The sequence below is a fragment of the Sodalis sp. RH16 genome (genome assembly GCF_047324245.1).
Taxonomy (GTDB): domain Bacteria; phylum Pseudomonadota; class Gammaproteobacteria; order Enterobacterales; family Enterobacteriaceae; genus Acerihabitans; species Acerihabitans ligni.
In genome coordinates, this window is sequence record NZ_CP178737.1 from 5369404 (window position 1) to 5390220 (window position 20817).

The window sequence follows — 20817 nt, forward strand, 5'->3', positions numbered from 1 at the left end:
ATTACGCCACCTTCTTGCCCTTCAACTGAGTTTCGTAGTTAGGATGCCAGCCTACAACCAACTCATCGGCAAGCATGTGGAAGCAACCAGGAATGAAGTGCCCCGGCGTATACATTGCCTGCACTGGGGCAGCGAACTGCATGCAGTCTGAATAAAGAAATTGCCCTTGCTCCTGTTCGGATCTTTCTCTGTGATTCAACCTACAAACCCGCTGTTTATTCTTCCATGAACGCTTAAGGACATCATTTAGATCGTCAAAAGAGCTCTCGTCAACTTCTCCCCGAACAGCCCAATCTGTCCGATCGAAGGAAGCCATTAAGTAATCGCTAACAGCTTCGAGCTTCTCTTCGTATGGCAGACCAATGATATCTAGTTGTCGAATGAAATTATCAGGAAGATATTCCCGTGATATTTCCTCTGATGGTGGATGCGCACGACTCGATAGGACTGTTTGTCGATCAATTTTTTGTACGAACGATGTGTACCAGACATGGAAGTCATTGCGTGCAATGACTGCAGGCTTTCCCGTCTCTAGCAGCATATCGATGTGGCGCTTCACCTGACCGCAAAGATGGTTGGTGATATCGCCAACCTTAGATGGTGATACGGGGTGACTTCGAACTAGCGCCTCAAGATCTGCCTGAGGACTGCCACTGCCCTGCGTCAGCTGAAAATTGCAAATAAGTCGTTCTGAAAGATCCGGGTCGGCTGTAAACACCTTTTCGACGTATGGAGCAATTTCTACAGAGACTCTTTTCTTCATATTGTAATCTGGAGCACTCCCCCATAACAAAGTGCGAGCTTGTGCGATGGCTAATCTAGCGCTTTCAGGAGTATCAGCCTTTGCGAAACTTTCAACGATCGACCCTTCTACTGGGCGAGAAACATAAAGCTCGAAAATAGCTTTGTCTATTTCAAACCCTGGTGATGCTGCAAGCTCAATCCAATTTGAAAGCGTTTTCCATAGTGATTTTGCTCGGTCAGCCACAGGATTAGCTGTAAGTGCGCTTTTACTCTGAACCAGTATAACGCCGCCAGCGCCATCCTCTTGGGCTACATCGTCAAGAAGCTCCAAACTGCACAAACTCCCCTCGGGTGCTTGGAGCAACAAATGAGTAAGTCGTGTAAATTGAAGGCTGTATCCTAACGCCTGGCCCGGAACCTCGGTTCTACGCTTGGCTCGAGATTGACCTTTCGTTCTTGAAGTCGTCATCCTGTTTCCTCCAAATAGATACCAACTCACACATTTTGCTACACTTTACAAGAAGCCAATAGAGAAAAGCTAGGTAATACCCAGTAGCCCACGTTCAATTCCCTGACATTTCAGTGATCTTTCTACAACCATAGCCACAATGCTACTGCATTACAGCTTTCACGGAAGGTGGTCATTTTGGTGGTCTTGACAGAGCGGCAATTCAGGTTTAGCTTACTTATTAGCCAGTTACTGGCAAAGGCGATCCCAGTCAGAGGAGCCAATTTCTGTTCTGTGGATGTCTATTGATGTCCACAGGTCATTGAAAGATAGATAAAAACTATCGCCTGCCCTGTTGGCGAAAGGCATTAATCCGTGGGCTGCCCGCGAGCAGCAGCGTTATGTCACCTTGCTACCCTCTGAGAACAGCTTTGAAACCGTATTCGATGATGGACTGAATACCAGGCACTGACGTCGAAAGAAGGTAGAAAGTCGCCGCTTTCTCAATGCAAGCGAGTTTTCAAGAATGATGTCCTGCCGAGAATTGGGAAGACATCTATTTATGATCTCCGCCGGACCCACCTCTTACAAATCCTGGGCAGAATTGAACATCGCGGCGCATTCACCGTTGCCGAAAAAGTCCGCGGCTGGTTGAATCAGTTATTCCGCTTTGCTTTAGTAAAAGTTGGGGCTTCACCTGCTGCTGCTGACAGGTGTTCGCACTGGCGAGCTACGCCTGGCTACACCTGAGCAGTTTGATCTGGCGCGCGGTTTATGGTTTATTCCGCCGGATAACGTAAAACAGTTAAAAAAACATTAGTGAGAACACGCCGTAAGCGTCAACTCAGTGACGTATTGACGCTTATTCAGCAGGTATTATGAGGTTCCACGGCAGGAGTTCTTTGATCCTATTGGTGGGGTGATCTGCAATAGTGGCCAGCACATGGCGCAGATACGCTTCCGGCTCCACGCCGTTCAATTTACAACTGCCGATCAGCGTGTACATCAACGCCGCTCGCTCACCGCCACTACCAGACCCCATGAACAGATAATTTTTCCTGCTAAGGCTCACCACCCGAAGCACGTTTTCCGCGATGTAGTTATCGATCTCCGTCCAGCCATAGGTACTGTAATAATACAACGCCCGCCAGTGGTTCATCAGGTAGTTGAAAGCCTTCGCCGTATCGGCCTGGCGAGATAACGTGGTTAACTTCTCCCGGAGCCAGCTCTCCAGGCTCATCAGTAACGGGCGGGTTCGCGCTTCACGTACCTCTCGTCGTTCTTCGGCCGGACGCCCCCGGATCTCAGCTTCGATTGCATACAACTCACCGATCCGGTGTCGGGATCCGTTTTTGGTGTCTTTTCTTTTACCAGTCAGCACCGATTTTTGGATTGAGAGCGATGTCCACTTCGTCTTCATAAAAGACTGGATGGTCCGCACAGTTCCTGGCTAACGCCCTCTTCGATAGCGGCCTGAAGTGCAAGGTAGGACCGACCTGCGTCAGACCAAACCCGCTTTCGGCAACCACTTGAGCAGCGTTGCCGGATGAGAAGCATTATTAAATAAATTATTGATTTAAATGGATAATATATCACTACCCCAGGGTGAACGAAGATAACCAAAGTCCTGTGGAGAACGTTGAACCAACAGGGCCAGCATGTGCGTAACATCGCTTCAACAGGCCAACGTTGACGACTGGCCGGTCGTTGCTGTTGGCCACCGTCTTGATGGCGGCATCCAACATGGTGTTCACAAGCTCGGTATCCGGACGCGTACCTATTGATCAGCTGATGACCAACCCGTCGAAGCAGTCGATCACGGGCGATAGATACACTTTGCCGGGCGGGATATGGAACTCTGTGATGTCAGTGAGCCATTTCTCATTCGGGGCTGCCGCGTGGAAGTCGGCCTGCACAGTGCCGCCCGAATTCAACGATATCCACGCCAGTCAGCGGCTATAACGCAAAGCGGAAGATAACGGGTTAGCATGGCGATAATTCGGGTGTAAATCTGAGGGATCCCCTGCTGGAGTGACTTATTGCCAAGAGGAAGATCAACACCTGTAATTTTGTTTTTGACCTGAGCTCATTTCGGTATAAATCGTCCGACACTATTGACCGTCCGTGACGCGTCGTTCATTAACGCGACGGTGGCATCCCGCAGAGCATTCTGCCGGTATGTATGAAATGGAGCTAATGCAATTCTGAATAATCATAGGTATAATTGGCGGGCAGGCATAGGGTTGATCACATTGAATTGGTTGCATAATCAGTAGATCACAAAACTCAATGCCTGTCTTTCTTTCTCAGTATTCCTCAGGACTCAGGCGGGCCATTCCAGGCGAACCACCACTCTGGTAGTCAGTAGTCAACCACCCGGCGGCAGGTCAAGATCAGTTTTTCATTATGGCGTATTTCCCAGGGCCAATCAGCATAATCGCCAGGCCACCGAAGAAATAAAGCGCTTCGGTTTCCAGCGCCCAAGCGCCAACTTCGGTTACTTTAAAAAAATGATCTAATCCGACCAGCAGGGTGGCAACTAATAAATTAAAGGCAAATACCAGACCGGCCAAACGGGTTAGAAATCCGACGATAATCATTATCGGTGCCACAATCTCGCCAATATAAGCGCCATAGGCAATAAAACCGGGCAGACCGTGAGTTTGCAAAAGTCCGGCAATCCAACCCACACCATTCTGGGTTTTAGCATAACCATGGAACAGTACTAAAATACCAAAAGTTAACCTTAACAGCAGTTTACCCGCATCTGAAGCGTCTACAAAACGGGCAAATTTATTATTCATTGTCGTAAACATAAAAGCTTCTCTTTCATATATGCGTGAGTGTATTACTAATTTACTCGACATCCGCCAACTAATATAATCAAATTAACTGATACAGTTAGTCAAAAAAGTCCTATCAATGCGGTCAATATTTGGCCCGGCGGATTATTTGCCCAAACCGAGCCGCCTTACAAGTAGCATCGTTTTATTTCCCCTATACTCTGAGAAACGCGGTATAGCGTAAGAATGTAGAAGCCGATCTGCACTCCGGTAACGCAACTTCCTTACCAAAATAACCTGATGACTTTTAAATGAAAAAAAATCCCGTAACGAATAAACGGGTGAAGTACTACCAGGGTAAAAATATATTTTGCAAGTCATTTACACTAATACATAACTAATTGATATAAGAGGGTGCGGCATATATCCTGAAATTTCTCTCTTTTCATTATATTTTCCAAGTCGATGTTGGAATCTATTCCATAATATTGGGTGAACTATTTCAGCGTGTCCTATAGTCGCAAGCAGCCTATAAATCTATCTGCCTTTCGTCTGGAACAGACATGTTCCTATGACCATAAATTTTCCTCAATGAATTCAATCCTCAGTCAAGAAATTCATCGGCAGGGTGCTCAATACCGGCCTCAATGTAGTCAATTGATTTCTTCAGTGCAGAGAGCAGTCGCTTGGCTTCGACCAGCTTAATAGTGACCATTTGATCGGGAAACTCTTTCAACGTTAACCATTTGGTCCCGGTGAGGCTATCGATGTAAGAGACTTGGAGTACGATAAATTCGCCAGCGGCACTGTGGGTCATAGCGAATTTACTAAGCTGGCGCATACGGACCATGTTGAATTCTGTACACATGATCTACCCTCTTAAATGCTGATCGGTTATACCGTAATAAACTGACATGAGTTTATATTCAAGTCTTTCTAAGGTTTTTTTTCAAAGGATATTCTGAAAGACTTTAAGCTGCATAAACAACCCCAAGCGAATATCGCGAACACATGTTAACGGCTAATTAATCGTGTCCATTCCAGCTGTACATTTCCATCAACCAGGCCCCCAAGGACGACTTCCCCATTTACTGGTTCGCACATTTCGCGACTACTCGACACCGATCCAAAGAACGCGGGGATAAATGGGGACAAACGAGATTGCCCGCGCTAATTCCCGATTTCCACCAGAAGCGCTATTTTAGAACCTATAGATCGCGGACTGGCCAGATTACCATGCTGGGATCAAATAATTAAACCCGCTCAGAGAACGGCGGTTTATCATGATTTGATGGTTCTTATACTGACATCATCCAGGCTCTCTTCATTCATTTTCCCAAAATGCCGGTTTTCGATACGCTCCACTTCCGCCGCGGGCACGTAGTAGTCCACGTCTTCATTAAAGCTGTGGATAATCCAGGTCACTATCATGCCGGCAAAGCCGACAATCGCCAGCCACCAGATATGCCAGATCATGGCGAAGCCGAAAAACAGGCTGAAGGCGGCGATAATGACGCCGGCGCCGGTATTCTTCGGCATATGGATCTGTTCGTAGGCCAGCGGTTTCTGATAAGCCGTTCCGTCTTCCTTCATCTGCCAGAAGGCGTCGCGATGATCGTTGACATCCGGCACCAGGGCAAAGTTATAGAACGGCGGCGGTGAGGAGGTGGACCATTCCAGGGTGCGTCCGCCCCACGGATCGCCGGTGAGATCCCGGTTCTGATCCCGCTGGATGACGCTGAGAACGATTTGCACCACCTGGCACAAAATGCCCAGGGCGATAAGGACTACGCCGCCGGCCGCCACCATCAGCAGCGGATGGAATTGCGGGTCGATTTGCTGGCTTAAACGACGGGTCATGCCCATGAAACCCAACGCATACAGCGGCATGAACGCAACGTAGAAACCAATAATCCAGAACCAGAAGGCGCGTTTGCCCCATTTCTCGTTCAGGGTGTAACCGAAGGCTTTCGGCCACCAGTAGGTCATGCCGGCGAAACAGCCGAACACCACGCCGCCGATAATAACGTTATGGAAATGCGCTATCAGGAACAGGCTGTTGTGCAGGACGAAATCGGCGCCGGGCACCGCCAGCAGCACCCCGGTCATGCCGCCGATGGAGAAAGTGATGATAAAACCGATGGACCACAGCATGGCGGAATGAAAAACGATGCGGCCCTGATAGATAGTGAACAACCAATTAAAGATCTTCACCCCGGTGGGTATGGCGATAATCATCGTCATGATGCCGAAGAACGCGTTGACGTTGGCTCCGGAGCCCATGGTGAAGAAGTGGTGCAGCCAAACACAGAACGACAATATTGTGATGGCTATGGTGGCCCATACCAGGGAGGTGTAGCCGAACAGCCGTTTTTGCGAGAAGGTAGCCACCACTTCGGAAAAGACCCCGAACACCGGCAGGATAAGAATATAGACTTCCGGATGGCCCCAAGCCCAGAACAGGTTGACATACATCATCATGTTGCCGCCCATGTCATTGGTAAAGAAATGGGTGCCCAGATAGCGATCCAGGGTCAACAGAACGATGGTGACGGTGAGGATGGGGAATGCGGCGATAATCAGGATATTGGTGCACAGCGCCGTCCAGGTAAACACCGGCATTTTCATCAGCGGCATGTTCGGCGCGCGCATTTTCATGATGGTGGCGAAGAAGTTCACACCGGTCAACGTGGTGCCAATACCCGTCAACTGGATGCTCCAAATCCAATAATCCACCCCTACGCCGGGGCTATACTCTTTTCCCGATAATGGCGGGTATGCCACCCAGCCAGTTTGGGCAAACTCACCCACCCCCAAGGAAACATTAATTAGTATCACCCCCACCACGAAGAACCAGAAGCTCAGGGAGTTCAGGAAGGGAAAGGCCACGTCGCGGGCGCCGATTTGCAGCGGCACAACCAGATTCATCAATCCGATTACGAAAGGCGTCGCCATAAAGATAATCATGATGACGCCGTGAGCGGTGACCACCTGATCATAATGGTGGGGCGGCAGGAAACCGGCTTCGCCGGCGGAGGCCAGCGCCTGCTGCGAGCGCATCATGATGGCGTCCGCAAAGCCGCGCAGCAGCATTACGAAGGCCACAATCATGTACATTACGCCGATTTTTTTATGATCCACCGAGGTAAACCATTCATTCCACAGATATTGCCATTTGCCAAAATAGGTAATGGCCGCCACCAGAGCCAGCCCGATAACGACAATGGCGGCCACGGTGATAATAATGATCGGTTCATGATACGGAACCGAATCCAGCGTTAATAAACCGAACATCAGCAATTCCTCGGTCCGGGCATGAAAATGCCCACAGCTAAATCGATAAGTTGAGTAATGTCAGCACCGTAGTGAAGAAATTGTAAACATTATCGTTAACCTAACAGCAGACTGAAATAGCCGGTACTTCTATTCTTGGTAACAGAGCATTGACTAAAACGGGGGCCCACCATGCCGGTACTTGGTGATATAAAGGGTTACAAGACCATCGCTGAAACCGGGGAATGACTCATGCAGCGAGAAAATTAACCATTTCCACTTCCGATGTCAGCTGTCGTCCTGATTGGAGCCGGGGGTAATTTTATTCAGGCGTAAAACCCGTGAGAAGACGAAAAATAGATACAGTGAAAAATTAAGGAGTGGATAGTTTTAAGTCAGCGGCTTCTGAAACCCAAAGAAACCCAAAGGAGAATGCCATGATCACCCTTCACCACGCTATCAAGATTACTGCGCCACGCGCCGAAGTTTACCGAGCGCTCACCGATATTGCTGAAATGGCCGCCTGGCATCTGGGCAGAATCGAAGGTGAGATCACACCCGGCAAAGTGCTGACATTGGCGCCTAAGCCTGGCATGCGCTTCAGCTGGCGCACAGATAAACTCGAACACGATATCTCTATTGTTCAGACCTGCGTCGAGGGATCGGGCACCTCGCCCGGCAAGGTACTCACCATAAAAATATCCGATGCGGACGATGGCCGTACCCTTGTTGAATTAACCGATGGTGAATGGTCCCGGGACGACTCCCACAGGGCATTCTGCAATACACATTGGGGCGAAGTTCTGCATCGCCTTAAAACTCACATCGAAAAAATTTGAGGGATATAAAAACATGCCGCAGAAACGCGCAACGACCTACCACATCGTAAAACCGGGAGATCCTCATCCGATGGGCTGGACGGTCCCGCCGGTGAACGATCTGCGCTCGGCAATCGAACTCCTTAAGACCTTGCCCGGTCAATACATTGAAACCGACCGGGAGGTGGACCCAAAAGACGAGTTGGCCGGGGTCTACCGATATATCGGCGCCGGCGGCACGGTGATGCGACCGACGCGCATCGGTCCAGCCATGACATTCAATTCCATCAAAGGTTATCCCGGTTCGCGCGTGCTGGTGGGCATGCTGGCAAGTCGAGAGCGCGTCAGCGCCCTGCTCGGCGCGCCAGTGCGGGAACTTGGCATCCAAATGGCGCAGGCCCGACAAAACGTGATACCGCCGGTGGTGATCGACAGGAAAGATGCGCCTTGCCAAGAAGTGGTCTATCGCGCCGATGACGAAGGTTTCGACCTGCGCAAACTCCTACCCGCGCCAACCAATACCACTGAGGACGCAGGCCCCTACTTTTGCCTGGGACTGGTACTGGGGAGCGATCCTGATGACCGTGACAATGTCGATGTAACCATCCACCGGCTTTGCGTACAGAGCAAGGACGAATTGTCGATTTTCTTTGCACCCGGCCGCCATATCGACGCCTTCCGTCAGAAAGCCGAGGCCCATGGCAAGCCGCTGCCTGTATCGATCAATATGGGGCTCGATCCGGCCATCCCCATCGGGGCAACCTTTGAAGCGCCGACGACTCCGTTCGGTTTCGATGAGCTGTGTGTGGCCGGCGGCCTGCGGGGCCGTCCCGTCGAACTGGTGGAATGCCTGACCGTGCCGCAATGGGCCATCGCCCGCGCCGAAATTGTTATCGAAGGGGAGATTCTGCCAAATGTGCGGGTCGCCGAGGATCAAAACAGCAAGACCGGCAAAGCGATGCCGGAATTTCCCGGATATACCGGCGATGCCAATCCTTCCCTGCCCGTTATCAAGGTCAAGTCGATCACTACCCGCAAGAACCCGATATTGCAAACCCTGGTTGGGCCCGGGGAAGAGCATGTCAGCCTGGCAGGCATCCCGACCGAAGCCAGCATTTATCTGGAATGTCATGACGCTCTGCCGGGACTGGTTAAGAACGTATATGCTCACAGCGCCGGCGGCGGAAAGTTTCTTGCCATCCTCCAGGTGGAGAAGAAAAACGCTGGCGACGATGGGATGACCAGACAGGCGGCAATGACCGCCCTCGCCGTCTATCGCGAACTTAAGAACGTGATACTCGTCGACGAAGATGTCGATTTGTTCGATACCAATGACGTGCTTTGGGCAATGCAGACGCGCTTCTCAGGCGATCTGGATACGATCTTCGTACCGGGACTGGCGGGCCACGTGCTCGATCCCTCCCAGACCCCGGAATACGACCCGCGAGTGACGGCCAAAGGCACTACGACGAAGACCATCTTCGACTGCACGGTGCCGTTCCATCTGAAAAAGCATTTCGTCCGCGCGCAGTTCAAGGAGGTTGACCCCAGTCTATGGGCGCCGTCCCTTTTCGGGAAGGATTCTGTATGACTGAGGCGCCCACGCTACACACTGCCCATTGTCGTAATCACAAATGTGGGCATCGTTAGCCGCATATGGAACGGGTCTATTGAATTACCTGTTTATGCATATCAGCAGTAAACATCCCATGGAGATAATCAAATGAACAATTCAACTCCGCTTCACTTCGTCACACTTCTTGGCAGCCTTCGCAAAGGTTCCTTCAACGCGGCGGTCGCACGCGCCCTGCCCTCGCTGGCGCCTGACGGCGTAAACATCACCGCCTTGGGTTCGGTCCGCGAGTTTCCGCATTACGATGCCGACGAGCAGGCAGCGGGTTTTCCGGCGCCGGTGCTAGCCATGGCTGAACAAATCAAGGCAGCGGATGGTGTCATCATCGTTTCGCCCGAATACAACTACTCCGTCCCTGGCGTGCTTAAGAACTGCCTCGACTGGTTGTCCCGTCTAACTCCGCAACCCTTCGCCGGCAAACCGATTGCCATTCAAACGGCGTCACAGGGGGTGATCGGCGGTGCGCGGGCGCAATATCACCTGCGGCAAAGCCTTGTTTTCCTTGACGCCCAGGTGCTTAATAAGCCTGAGGTCATGATCGGACAGGTCGCTGGCAAGGTGAACTCTGAAACGCTGGAACTTACTGATACAACGACACGCGACTTCATCGCGGGACAGCTCAAGGCGTTCGTTGCTTTCGTCAGCCATTTCAGCAACAATGAAAAATAAGGCTTTATTTTATAGTCGCTAGGGGGCAATGACTATAACAGTGAAAACATTTGACCATTGAATAACCAGAGTGCCCTAATCCTAATTCAGCCGTATCCCGGCATCCACCACAAACTGCGCGCCGGTACAGCCGCGCGCATCATCTGAGGCCACAAACAGCGCCATGGCGGCAATGTCACTGCCCTGTAGATCTATCTTGATGGCCTGCATGTCCATAATCTCCTGCTGAACCAGCGGGGTACGCCAAAGCGCCTGCTGTCGTGGAGTGGAGATGGCCCCGGGCACGATGCAGTTTACCCGGATGCCAAAGGGCCCAAGTTCTCGGGTCAAGGTCCGGTTTAGGCCGAGGATCGCCGCCTTGGCGGTGGTGTAGCCCACCATGCCCGGACGTCCTTTCATCACCGAGGTGGAGCTGGTTAGGATAATGGCTCCGGACTGACGTTCACGCATCGGTATCGCCACTGCCTGGGTGGCGAAGAATTGGTGATCGAGATTGACCGCCATCCGATTGCGCCAATATTCCGGCTCAACGGCAAACATGTCATGTCGGTCGTCGTCGGCGGCATTATTGATCAGCACATCAATACCCCCTTCGCGAGCAGCAATGTCGCCAATTACGGTGCGCAGCGCCGGAATGTCGCGCAGGTCGCAATAATGAAACACCGCGCCATGTACCGCCGACAGCGCCTCGCCGGCGACGGTATTGATGTCGAGAAAATGCACCCGGCTGTGCTGCTGGCTAAACGCCGCCACCAGATCGGCCCCTATACCGCTTGCGCCCCCGGTAATAAGCACCGTTTTCCCCGCCAGGCTCTGGTATTGGGTATAAAGATGTTCACTCATGCGCACTCCTTATTATGATTATGCTGCCCGGCCGCGCTGGCGAAGGTCACTGAGCCGCGTCGCGCGTCAGAAAGTCATACATAACGTTACCATCCAGCGCGTCGTGTTCCATGCCCAGCAAGTGGGCGATGGTGGCAGCCGGATCTGTCATGCGATGGGGACCCCGTTGCAGACGATCGCGGTAGTAGCCTTTTCTGATGCCCGCCCCATAGGCCAGGATCACGCCATAATTAGCGCTGTGCTCTGTTTCCGCCGTCGGTTTCTGCGGACCATGATTGGCGCCGGGGGCGTTGACCGGGCAGATATCCTCGCCATGGCGGCTGGTACCCCAGACAAATCCCGTATTATAGGTAAACAACACATCCCCGGCATGGTCGCCCCAATAGCCCACACTCGCCGCATCGGCTTTGCGCAGCGCCCAGGCCACGGCCTTGCGCGGTTGGCCGTCATGCATCACCTGCCATTCGCCGAGCGCCTTCAGCACCTGCTCCGTCACCGCTTCATAACGGGCCGCAGGCACAATGCCCCCCGCTTCGCGTCCGGCAAGATTAATGAAGATTTCCAGACCGCCGCGCTCGTCCTTTAGATAGACCTGGCTCCGGGCCGCCAAAGGCCGCCCCTGCGCATCCAGGGTAACCAGCCCGCGCCGCGCCAGGTAACGATGAATATCGCACATGTACTCATTGGGTACCGCTCCGTGATCGGAAGCCAGTAGCAGCGTGCAGTCGTCATCCATGGCGGCAATAATTTTGCCGATAGAGCGATCAAGAATCTGATAGCATTCGCGCATCACCGCTTCGTAGCGCGGCGCCTGCGCTGCATCGTAAAACGGCGAACGCGGATCATACTGGCCCAGGCAAAGATGGTGCGACTCATCAATCAGATGATGTACGGCGATCCACAGGGCATAACCCTGCTGATGGGTGAGGTACAACGCGCTGTCCGCCAGCCACAGCGACTGATCTTCCGCATCCCGATACGTTGAGCGGATATAGGTTTCCTGCACCGCGGCTTTCACCGCCCACTGACTGATAAACGGACCGAGTTGTCCCACCAGCGCCTTGCCGAGCTGAGCATCAGAAGCCATGCGCCCAGGCAGCGTAACCTGGCTCTGGATGATTTCGATATCGTTGTGCTCCGGGTCGTAGCGCCCGGGGTAGAAACGCACCTGCCCATAGTCCTCATCCGGCCCCAGTGCCAGCCACGGGCTCCATCGGCCTGGCACCAGCTCGGTCCCCCGTTCGCCGTCGCGAATAAGCGGCGTGGCATGGCGGCAGTCCAGCAAAAACGTTTTACCGGTTGCGGGATAATCCAGTCGATAGAGGTTCTTTTCATCTGTCGGGTTCAGCGGCCGCCAGAGCCCTTTATCGTGATAGGCCAGCGGCGACGACGGCGGCCAGCCCAGCGTCTGGCTGCGTTCGGTTCGTGCCTGGCGGCGAGCCTCATAGCGGGTGGTAAATACGGCGGGCGGGTATAGCTCCCACGGGCACGGCTCGGCGCGCCCCCAGTAAGGTGAAAAGGTAAAATGCGGAGCCGGGGCGGCAATGCTTTCCGGGAAATGCACCAGGGCGGCCCGCAGCCCGTTGCGCTCAAGCTGATACAGCAAATTAGCGTTCCTGGCGTTGTCCGCGGGAATAGCCTGCCCCACCCAGGCGGTGCCCGGGCTTTGGCCTGATAAAAACGACACCCAGTTCACGTCCCCCCAGGCGGAGATAAACGGCAACAGTTCCGCCGCCGCGCCCTGCTCCAGCATGGTGCGGATGTGGGGTAGCGCGCCCTCGGCCGCGAATTTTTGGATAAGCGGCATCATTAGCCCATCGACGCCGAACACAATGACTTTTTTGCTCATTTCCGGTTTCTTCTCTCGCGCATTTATCCCAAGCCTTTGGGGGGAATCAGTTCAGCCGCAATCCGCTTTTGTCATCAAACAGATGCACCCGGCGCGTATCCGGCAGCAAGCTCAGCGTTTCGCCAGGCCGCGCCGTGATGCGGTCATGAAATAATGCCGTGGCTTTCTGGTCACCAATATTGAGCATGATCTGGGTTTCGCTGCCGGTGGGTTCAACCACGTTAACCTGTGCATGCAGCCCCCCCGGCTGCTGCAGCTCAAAGTGCTGCGGACGGATACCGTATAACACCCGCAGCCCCGCCGGCTGGCGAGGCATTTCTTGCAGCGGCAGGCGAATACCGTCATCCGTAACCACCCAGCCGGCGTTATCCAGCCGTCCGGCAAACAGGTTCATGGACGGTGAACCGATAAACCCCGCCACAAAGGCGTTGGCAGGTCGGTCGTAAAGCTCCAGCGGGGCGCCGGTCTGTTCGATTTTTCCCTCGCGCAGCACCACGATGCGGTCCGCCATGGTCATGGCTTCCACCTGGTCATGGGTGACGTATATCATGGTCGTGTTCAGGCGCTGGTGCAGCGCTTTGATCTCGGTACGCAGCTCGACACGCAGCTTGGCATCCAGATTCGAGAGCGGTTCATCAAACAAAAACAGGCGCGGATGGCGCAGGATAGCCCGTCCCATGGCGACCCGTTGCCGCTGCCCGCCAGACAGCTGGGCCGGCCGGCGCTTGAGCAAGGGCGTCAAGCCGAGGGTGACGGCCACCCGCTCTACCTGCTGCTGAATAGCGGTTTTGGCCAACTTCTGCATCCGCAGCGAAAACCCAAGGTTTTCCGCCACGGTCATATGGGGGTACAGGGCGTAGTTTTGAAACACCATCGCCATATCGCGGTCCTGGGGCGACAAATCGTTGATCACCTCGCCATCCAGCGCGATTTCGCCGCTGGTGATGCTTTCCAGTCCGGCAATCATGCGCAGCAAAGTCGATTTACCGCAGCCGGAAGGGCCAACCAGGGCGACAAACTCGCCCGGAAGGATGGTCAAGTCGAGACCGCGGATAATCTGGTTATCTTCGTAACGTTTTTCTATCTGTCGTAATGTCAGGGTAGCCATGGGTTAATCCTTGAGTCCACCAGCGGTCAGGCCATGCACCAGATAGCGGCGCATCAGCAGGGTGAACGCCACCACCGGCAACATCACCAGCGTGCCGCTCGCGGCGATCTTGCTCCACTCCCAACCTTCATATTGAAGAAAATTCACAATCGCGACCGGCGCGGTTATGGCGTGAGTGCGCGTCAAAATCAGCGCGTAAAAAAAGTCATTCCACGAAAAGATGAAACAGAGGATAGCGGTGGCGGCCAAACCGGGTTTCACCAGCGGCAGGGATATCAGCCAGAAGCTGCGCCATAGCGCGCAGCCGTCCAACCAGGAGGCTTCTTCCAACGCCACCGGCACCGCGGCAAAAAAAGTCTGCATCAGCCAAATCACAATAGCCAAATTGAAAGTGAGATAGACGATGGACAGCCCGATGACAGTGTCCAGCAGCCCCAACCAGCGCCAGGCAAGGAAAAACGGAATGGTGAAGGCGATGGGGGGCGCCATGCGCGTCACCAGTATCCACAGCGCGACCTGGCTTCGGGCGCGAAATCGCCAGCGGGTCAATACCCAGGCGGCGGGGACGCCCAGCACCAGAGATAATACCGTTGATATAGCGCTCACCCACAGGCTATTGCTGAACGATGCAAGGAAATTGCCGTCCCGAAGCGCCCTAAACGCATCAACGGTGGGGTGAAACCACAGCGTCAGGTCAAAGACGTCGGCGGCGGGCCGAAACGCCATGATCACCATCCACAAAAATGGCGACAGCAGCAGCAGTACCAGAAAAAGGGTCAATAGCTCCCGCCCTCCTTTGAGGTACGCCCGCCGGGGACGATGCCGCAAGCGCTTTTGTGACATGTTTAGCGTCAGCGCAGCGCTGGCTTCGCCATCAGGTTGTTTTATAGTCATTATTCCACCCCGCCTGGCCAATCAGCCAGCTTAGTACAAAGACGCCCACCAGGATGACTACAGCAATGGCGCTACCATATCCCCACCATGAAAAGTTAAACGCCTGGATAAAGCCATAATAATTGGTCACTTCAGTCACTGAACCCGGTCCGCCGTCGGTGAGCACGTAGATCAGCGGAAATGCTTTAAAACTGTCGATCAAACGAAACAGCACGCATACCGCCAGCACCGGTTTCAAATAGGGGAAAACGATAAAACGGAAAATGTTGAATGCCCGCGCGCCGTCAAGGCTGGCCGCCTCCTGAGGCTCATTCGGGATCATCTGCAACGCAGCCAGCACCATCAGCATGGTAAAAGGAAACCACTGCCAGACATCCGCCACCGCAATGGCCCACAGCGCCGTGGAAGGATTGGCCAGCAGCGAGTCCAGCGGGTAACCGAGCCTATCCAAAACCTGATGCAGCGGGCTGATATCCGGGGTGTAAATAATCTTCCAAACCAGCGCCACAATAATCGGCGGCAACACCATGGGAATTAATAACAATGTGCGGGCGCCCTGTAATATCCATGTCCGGCCATTGAGCAATAATGCCAGCAGCAAACCGGTCAGCACCTGAAAAAAAACGCTAAAGAGCGACAGCTTGATTTGCGTGACGAGAGAATGAAGAAAACGATCGTCATGTAATAATTGCTGATAATTTTGCAACGGATGGGCGAAATTAAATGATGTCTGCGGATGGGTCAGGCTAAAAGGCGTCAAGCTGGTGATCACCAGCGCCAATGCGGGCACCAGCGTCAGCGCGGCCAATACCACCAGCGAAGGCGCCAATCCAAGCAGATATGCATTCCTCTGCCGGGTATGCCAGGTAACTTTTGTTTGTTGCATCACATGCCCCGATTATATTTTGACGCCGGCCCGTTTCAGGTCCGCGATAGTGCCGGCCTGCGCCTGCGCCATGGCCTGCTTCGCCGGCATCTGGCCGGACGCAATCAAGGCGATGGCTTTATTGAGCTGTTGGTCTACCTGAGGATAGACGTCGACGGTACGGTACTTCATGTAACCGCCCTTACCGGCCTGCTCAATGGCATCCAGTGATAACTGCGCCAGATCGACGCCGTTTATCACCTGTTTGCTACGGTATGCCGCCGAATCGATATCGCTGCGCCGGGTCGGGGAACCATACCCTGCCTGTACCGCCCGTTGCGTAAGCGGCTTCGACAGCGCCCATTGAATAAAGGCCCATGCCGCTTCTTTATTTTTCGACCCGGCGGGGATTCCCAGCGCATGTACCGCCATCCCGGGGAAGCGCCCTTTCGGCCCGCTGACCATCGGCCCGAAATGAGCGGTTTTCAGTGTGCGGGAGGTGGCGGGATCGCCTAATTGCGCGAGATAGGTCTGGCTGGCATCCGTGAAGTTGACCCGACCTTGCTTCAGTGCCTGGAGCGCCTGATCGGCGCTATAGGTAATACCGCCGTTGGGGCCAAATTCGCGGATCAGATTGGCGAAATAATCCGCCGCCGCCACCGCTTCCGGCGTATCCAGGGTGGGAAATAAATCATCCGGCGCGGAATGGAAGACGTTGCCGCCGAACCCTTGCAGATAGGGGATAAACGTCCAACCATAGTGGTTATCGGTAATATAGCCTGCCACCCGTTCTTTTTTATTAATCGCGTGCAGCACTGTCAGCAGGTCATCTGTGGTTTGTGGAAACGCCAGTCCGGCCTGCTGGATCAAGTCGTAGCGCGATGCCCCGGCCAGCATGGCTTCCACCACCCAGGGAATGCCATACAGCTTGCCGTCGCGCCCGGTTTCCGGCGCCAAGGTGCCCGGCAGAAAATCCTTCAGATCCCAATCGCCCGGAGTGAGATTCGGATTTGCAATGAACTCATCGAGCGGAGTCAACCAGCCGGCGTTAATCCAGCGGCTGGTGTAGATAAAGGTGACGCTTACCACATCATAGGCCGACCCTTGTGTGGACAGCTCCAGGTCGGCGCGTTGGTTGTACACCGGGAAAGACGGCGTATCCAGTTGAACCTTAGCGCCGGTCAGCGCTTCAAATTCCGGCAAGGAGCGGCGTATGAGCGCCGGCCAGGCCGCGCTAAAGGTAGAAACGTTGAGCGTCACCCCTTCGTATTTCCTTGCGCTATCGGCACCCCGCGCAATGGCGGGCACCATGGCGTAAACACCAAAGGCCGCCATTGCCTTTAACAAATCACGACGTTGCATTATCCGCTTCCTTGATGTAATTGATGGATTCGTCTGGCGCAGCAGGGCGCAGCTGCCAACGCACGGTGTTTGCCAGACGAATAATACGGTTTTGCAATGATTCGAAAATACACGCTATTTCGCGGCTGTCATGCAAACATCATAGGAATGAAATTAAACTCGCCAAAAGACCATTTCGGTATATTGATATTATCAACATTCTCATAAGCTAAGTTATTAACAGGCTATAGCCGTCTAGGTCATATAAGGGAAAGTAAATGGAATTTTTACATATCAGCCCGCTATTCAAAATTCTCTCTGCGAGAGTTCATAGAAAGATAATGAGCTATTAATCCACGCAATGATAACCACATTAGTGCTCCCCGAAAAAGACTGGTTGGCGCTGATGTGCATATGGCGGAAGTCGGTGAAAACCTTATTACCTGGGAGTGTTTGATTATGGCGCCTAAACTGGGGTTTGCGGCTACGCCCGCAGAAAGACGGCCTTTAGCGCACTGGGCGAATCTGGCGTGATTGGGCCGCCGGTCTTACTTTCTGTGCCACATCCATACGGGCCGCCCTGGATTGCAGGTTGTTAGCCCTGCGGCCAGACTGCCCGGACACTTTTGCCCTGACAAGACAGCCTGGCGGCCTGCCCTACGTTACTTTTTTTGTACCTGATAAAGGTTGTGTTGATCCTGCGGGTGCTTGCGGCCGAGAATAAATGCGCCGACAAAAACAATCAAAATGCTCAGCAGAATGAAGAACAGAATAGCCATGACGATCCACACAGCGTTTATTGCCGCGCCTTGTGCATTTTCCGGCAGCAATAAGCCAATGACCGCCAGGGTAAGGATTAGCACCGCCGCGCTAAAAAGGGTGATATTCACTTCAAACGCCAGCCATTTACCAATAAATGGCGGGCGATAGGGAACCACGCCATTTTCGTCGTAATTGGCGCCGTCGTAAAAGGCCCTTGACAGGACCGCGAAGAAAAAGCCGCCGTAGGCGGCAATCGACATGGCGGTGGCAAACCATAAATGCAGTCTTGCTTCATCACTGGGCGCCCAAATAAAGAATAAGGCAATCAGGGCAAAGCCGACATAACTTGCAACCTGCCAGACAACATGAAAACGCGCATGGGGCACCCATCTTGGGTTAGTCATATGCGTGTCGTTAGTATCGAATATCGCCGGGATAGCACTGTATCCCAGCGTGCTTATGGTAAGAAGAATTTGTAGGGTAAGTATGTTCATTATATTGTCTCCGGTTCCTGCGTCTTTGACTTTATTTTTATCATCTGTAGTCCGCTTGCCATTGAATAAGAATCCCCAGGGTTCGGGTTTACGGCAAACAAAACCTATTGATGAATTAAAAATAATCAGGCACTTAATCGATTACACAGATGCAACCTATTCTTTAGCTATGAGACAAGTCATTCAATCTGCGAGCATATTTCAACTTGTATTATGTTATCTATTCAATAGGGGAAATAAAAAGCGATCTACCGGGTTTCCCTCTATTTTGGTCATTAAGAACCTCCTTCATTGGCTGACGCTTTGTCCTTAAGAAGGTCTAGGGCGACGTCGACGATCATATCCTCCTGTCCGCCCACCATACGGCGGCGGCCGAGTTCCAGCAGAATATCCGCCGTCTTGAGGTTGTACTTGCCGGCTGCGGCTTCCGCATGACGTAAAAAGCTGGAATAAACCCCGGCATAACCCAGCGCCAGCGTTTCACGGTCGACGCGGACCGGGCGTTCCTGTAGCGGGCGTACTATCTCATCCGCGGCATCCATCAACCTATAGAGATCGCATCCGTGCCGCAAACCCTCACGTTCCGCGGCGGCGATAAATACCTCCAGCGGTGCGTTGCCCGCCCCGGCGCCCATACCGGCTAAACTGGCGTCGATGCGTTCGCAGCCTTCCGCGGCCGCCACCAGCGAATTGGCGACGCTAAGGGCGAGGTTATGATGGGCATGGATACCCACTTGAGTTTCGGGCTTAAGCCGGTCTTTCAATGCCCGCACCCGATCGCGCACGCCGCTCATGCCAAGGGCGCCGCTGGAATCCACGACATACACACAGCTCGCGCCATAGCTTTCCATCAGCACTGCTTGCTCAGCCAGACCTTGTGGCGTGTTCATATGGCTCATCATTAGAAAACCCACCGGATCCATACCCATTTCGCGCGCGCACTCCAAGTGCTGGCGTGATACATCCGCTTCGGTACAGTGGGTGGCGACACGGACTATGCGAGCGCCGGCATCGTAAGCATTGCGTAAATCTTTTACCGTGCCGATGCCCGGGATCAGTAGCGTGGCGATACGGGCGGACTTAACGTTTTCCGCAGCCGTGGCGATCCATTCCACATCGCTGTGCCTACCAAAGCCATAGTTGAAACTCGACCCGTCGATACCGTCGCCGTGCGCCACTTCAATGCTATCCACACCGGCGCGATCGAGGGCGGTGGCAATGGCCTTTACATTATCAAGGCTATATTGATGGCGCACGGCATGATTGCCGTCACGCAGAGTGACATCGGAAATGTAGAGTTTTTTTGTGCTGGCAGTCATCAGAGTGTCTCCTTTTGGCCACGGGCCACACCGGCGGCAATACGACGCTGTGCGATCCTATCGGCACAAGCCAGCGCGGCGGACGTCATGATATCCAGATTGCCCGCATAGGCAGGTAAATAGTGCGCGGCGCCTTCCACCTCGATAAAAAGGGAGGTTTTCAGGCCATGGGTCATGCCCAGGCCCGGCAGATTGACCGGTTTTTCCGGCGGGATGATCTCGAACTGTACTTTTTGTTTGAGATGGTAACCCGGTACGTACTCCTGTACATGGGAGACCATCAGGTCAATGCTCTCTTCAATCTTCCGCTGGTCGGCCGGCTCGGAAAGCACATAGACCGTATCGCGCATCATTAAAGGCGGTTCGGCCGGATTGAGGATAATGATTGCTTTGCCACGTGTTGCGCCGCCGAGTTTCTCTATTGCCGCGCGGGTGGTTTCCGTGAATTCGTCAATATTTGCCCGGGTTCCTGGCCCCGCTGATTTACTGGCGATGGAGGCGACGATTTCGGCATAGTGCACTTTGGCGACCCTGGATACCGCGGCAACCAGGGGGATAGTCGCTTGCCCGCCGCAGGTGACCATATTGATGTTGGAGGCATTTTCCCCATCGAGATTGATGGCGGGAACTACATAGGGGCCTAATGCCGCCGGCGTCAGATCAATCACCTGGATATCATGGGCCTGTAAAACCGCATTGTGATGGGGATGGGCGCTGGCTGAGGTGGCATCAAAAACAATATCGATATCCTTGAACACATCAAGCTTGAGCAGGCCTTCAATGCCTTTGGACGTGGTGGCAATGCCCCATTTGTTAGCCAGGGCAAGGCCGTCGGAGCTGGCAATCACGCCGACCATGGCACCCATTTCCAGGTATTTGCTGTTACGCAACACTTTGATCATCAGATCGGTACCGATATTACCGGGCCCAATGATGCCCACTTTCACTTTTTTTATCATGTCCACTCCATATTA

16 protein-coding genes and 4 pseudogenes are annotated in these 20817 nt (G+C 53.5%); 4 read left to right on the forward strand and 16 right to left on the reverse strand.

Going from position 1 to position 20817, the window contains the following annotated elements; translation table 11 throughout:
* Position 1: 1 nt before the first annotated feature.
* Entirely contained in the window at positions 2-1075 is a 1074-nt protein-coding gene (locus ACL2XJ_RS24660; protein ID WP_413724846.1) for an ABC-three component system protein, read from the reverse strand.
* A gap of 466 nt (positions 1076-1541) precedes the next feature.
* Here ACL2XJ_RS24660 and ACL2XJ_RS24665 point away from each other — a divergent pair.
* Positions 1542-2003 (forward strand): annotated as a pseudogene (locus tag ACL2XJ_RS24665) (tyrosine-type recombinase/integrase); the annotation flags it as partial.
* A gap of 51 nt (positions 2004-2054) precedes the next feature.
* On the opposite strand, the pseudogene ACL2XJ_RS24670 reads toward ACL2XJ_RS24665, so the two are convergent.
* The 6 genes and pseudogenes from ACL2XJ_RS24670 to cyoB all read right to left on the reverse strand — a co-directional run.
* Positions 2055-2528 (reverse strand): annotated as a pseudogene (locus tag ACL2XJ_RS24670) (IS66 family transposase); the annotation flags it as partial.
* A gap of 352 nt (positions 2529-2880) precedes the next feature.
* Positions 2881-3108 (reverse strand): annotated as a pseudogene (locus ACL2XJ_RS24675) (DDE-type integrase/transposase/recombinase); the annotation flags it as partial.
* A gap of 20 nt (positions 3109-3128) precedes the next feature.
* Positions 3129-3395: pseudogene (locus ACL2XJ_RS24680) on the reverse strand (IS4/IS5 family transposase); the annotation flags it as partial.
* 190 nt (positions 3396-3585) lie between these two features.
* The gene (locus ACL2XJ_RS24685) at positions 3586-4008 is read right to left on the reverse strand and encodes a DoxX family protein (protein WP_413724847.1); all 423 of its coding nucleotides are present in this window, start codon (positions 4006-4008) and stop codon (positions 3586-3588) included.
* 571 nt (positions 4009-4579) lie between these two features.
* The gene (locus ACL2XJ_RS24690) at positions 4580-4843 is read right to left on the reverse strand and encodes a hypothetical protein (protein WP_413724848.1); all 264 of its coding nucleotides are present in this window, start codon (positions 4841-4843) and stop codon (positions 4580-4582) included.
* Positions 4844-5256: 413 nt separating this feature from the next.
* Positions 5257-7269, reverse strand: a complete 2013-nt coding sequence (gene cyoB, locus ACL2XJ_RS24695) for a cytochrome o ubiquinol oxidase subunit I (protein ID WP_413724849.1) — start codon at positions 7267-7269, stop codon at positions 5257-5259.
* 416 nt (positions 7270-7685) lie between these two features.
* Between cyoB and ACL2XJ_RS24700 the strand changes: the two genes are divergently transcribed.
* From ACL2XJ_RS24700 to ACL2XJ_RS24710, 3 genes are all read left to right on the forward strand, one after another.
* Positions 7686-8087 carry an SRPBCC domain-containing protein gene (locus ACL2XJ_RS24700; protein WP_132921107.1) on the forward strand — a complete coding sequence of 134 codons (402 nt, stop codon included), beginning with the start codon at positions 7686-7688 and terminating at the stop codon, positions 8085-8087.
* A 70-nt stretch (positions 8088-8157) separates the two neighbouring features.
* The gene (locus ACL2XJ_RS24705) at positions 8158-9657 is read left to right on the forward strand and encodes a UbiD family decarboxylase (protein WP_413726960.1); all 1500 of its coding nucleotides are present in this window, start codon (positions 8158-8160) and stop codon (positions 9655-9657) included.
* Between the two features lie 132 nt (positions 9658-9789).
* Positions 9790-10368 carry an NADPH-dependent FMN reductase gene (locus ACL2XJ_RS24710; RefSeq protein WP_132921106.1) on the forward strand — a complete coding sequence of 193 codons (579 nt, stop codon included), beginning with the start codon at positions 9790-9792 and terminating at the stop codon, positions 10366-10368.
* Between the two features lie 81 nt (positions 10369-10449).
* On the opposite strand, the gene ACL2XJ_RS24715 is transcribed toward ACL2XJ_RS24710, so the two are convergent.
* The 9 genes from ACL2XJ_RS24715 to ACL2XJ_RS24755 all read right to left on the reverse strand — a co-directional run bounded on the left by ACL2XJ_RS24715 (position 10450) and on the right by ACL2XJ_RS24755 (position 20799).
* Positions 10450-11211 carry an SDR family NAD(P)-dependent oxidoreductase gene (locus ACL2XJ_RS24715; RefSeq protein WP_132921105.1) on the reverse strand — a complete coding sequence of 254 codons (762 nt, stop codon included), beginning with the start codon at positions 11209-11211 and terminating at the stop codon, positions 10450-10452.
* A gap of 46 nt (positions 11212-11257) precedes the next feature.
* Entirely contained in the window at positions 11258-13060 is a 1803-nt protein-coding gene (locus ACL2XJ_RS24720) for an alkaline phosphatase family protein (RefSeq protein WP_413724850.1), read from the reverse strand.
* Positions 13061-13106: 46 nt separating this feature from the next.
* Positions 13107-14168 carry an ABC transporter ATP-binding protein gene (locus tag ACL2XJ_RS24725; RefSeq protein ID WP_413724851.1) on the reverse strand — a complete coding sequence of 354 codons (1062 nt, stop codon included), beginning with the start codon at positions 14166-14168 and terminating at the stop codon, positions 13107-13109.
* 3 nt (positions 14169-14171) lie between these two features.
* Positions 14172-15062 (reverse strand): carbohydrate ABC transporter permease, encoded by an 891-nt coding sequence (locus ACL2XJ_RS24730; protein ID WP_132921102.1) that lies wholly within the window; start codon positions 15060-15062, stop codon positions 14172-14174.
* Positions 15043-15948: a carbohydrate ABC transporter permease gene (locus tag ACL2XJ_RS24735; RefSeq protein WP_132921101.1), complete on the reverse strand. Its 906-nt coding sequence runs from the start codon at positions 15946-15948 to the stop codon at positions 15043-15045. The genes ACL2XJ_RS24730 and ACL2XJ_RS24735 overlap by 20 nt, the downstream gene beginning before the upstream one ends.
* A 12-nt stretch (positions 15949-15960) precedes the next feature.
* Positions 15961-17289, reverse strand: a complete 1329-nt coding sequence (locus ACL2XJ_RS24740; protein ID WP_413724852.1) for an ABC transporter substrate-binding protein — start codon at positions 17287-17289, stop codon at positions 15961-15963.
* A 641-nt stretch (positions 17290-17930) separates the two neighbouring features.
* Positions 17931-18524 (reverse strand): DUF6640 family protein, encoded by a 594-nt coding sequence (locus ACL2XJ_RS24745; protein ID WP_132921099.1) that lies wholly within the window; start codon positions 18522-18524, stop codon positions 17931-17933.
* Between the two features lie 275 nt (positions 18525-18799).
* Positions 18800-19843 (reverse strand): 4-hydroxy-2-oxovalerate aldolase, encoded by a 1044-nt coding sequence (gene dmpG / locus ACL2XJ_RS24750; RefSeq protein WP_413724853.1) that lies wholly within the window; start codon positions 19841-19843, stop codon positions 18800-18802.
* Positions 19843-20799, reverse strand: coding sequence for an acetaldehyde dehydrogenase (acetylating) (locus tag ACL2XJ_RS24755; protein WP_413726961.1), 957 nt, complete (start codon positions 20797-20799; stop codon positions 19843-19845). Before ACL2XJ_RS24755 ends, dmpG begins: the two co-directional genes overlap by 1 nt.
* Positions 20800-20817 lie beyond the last annotated feature (18 nt).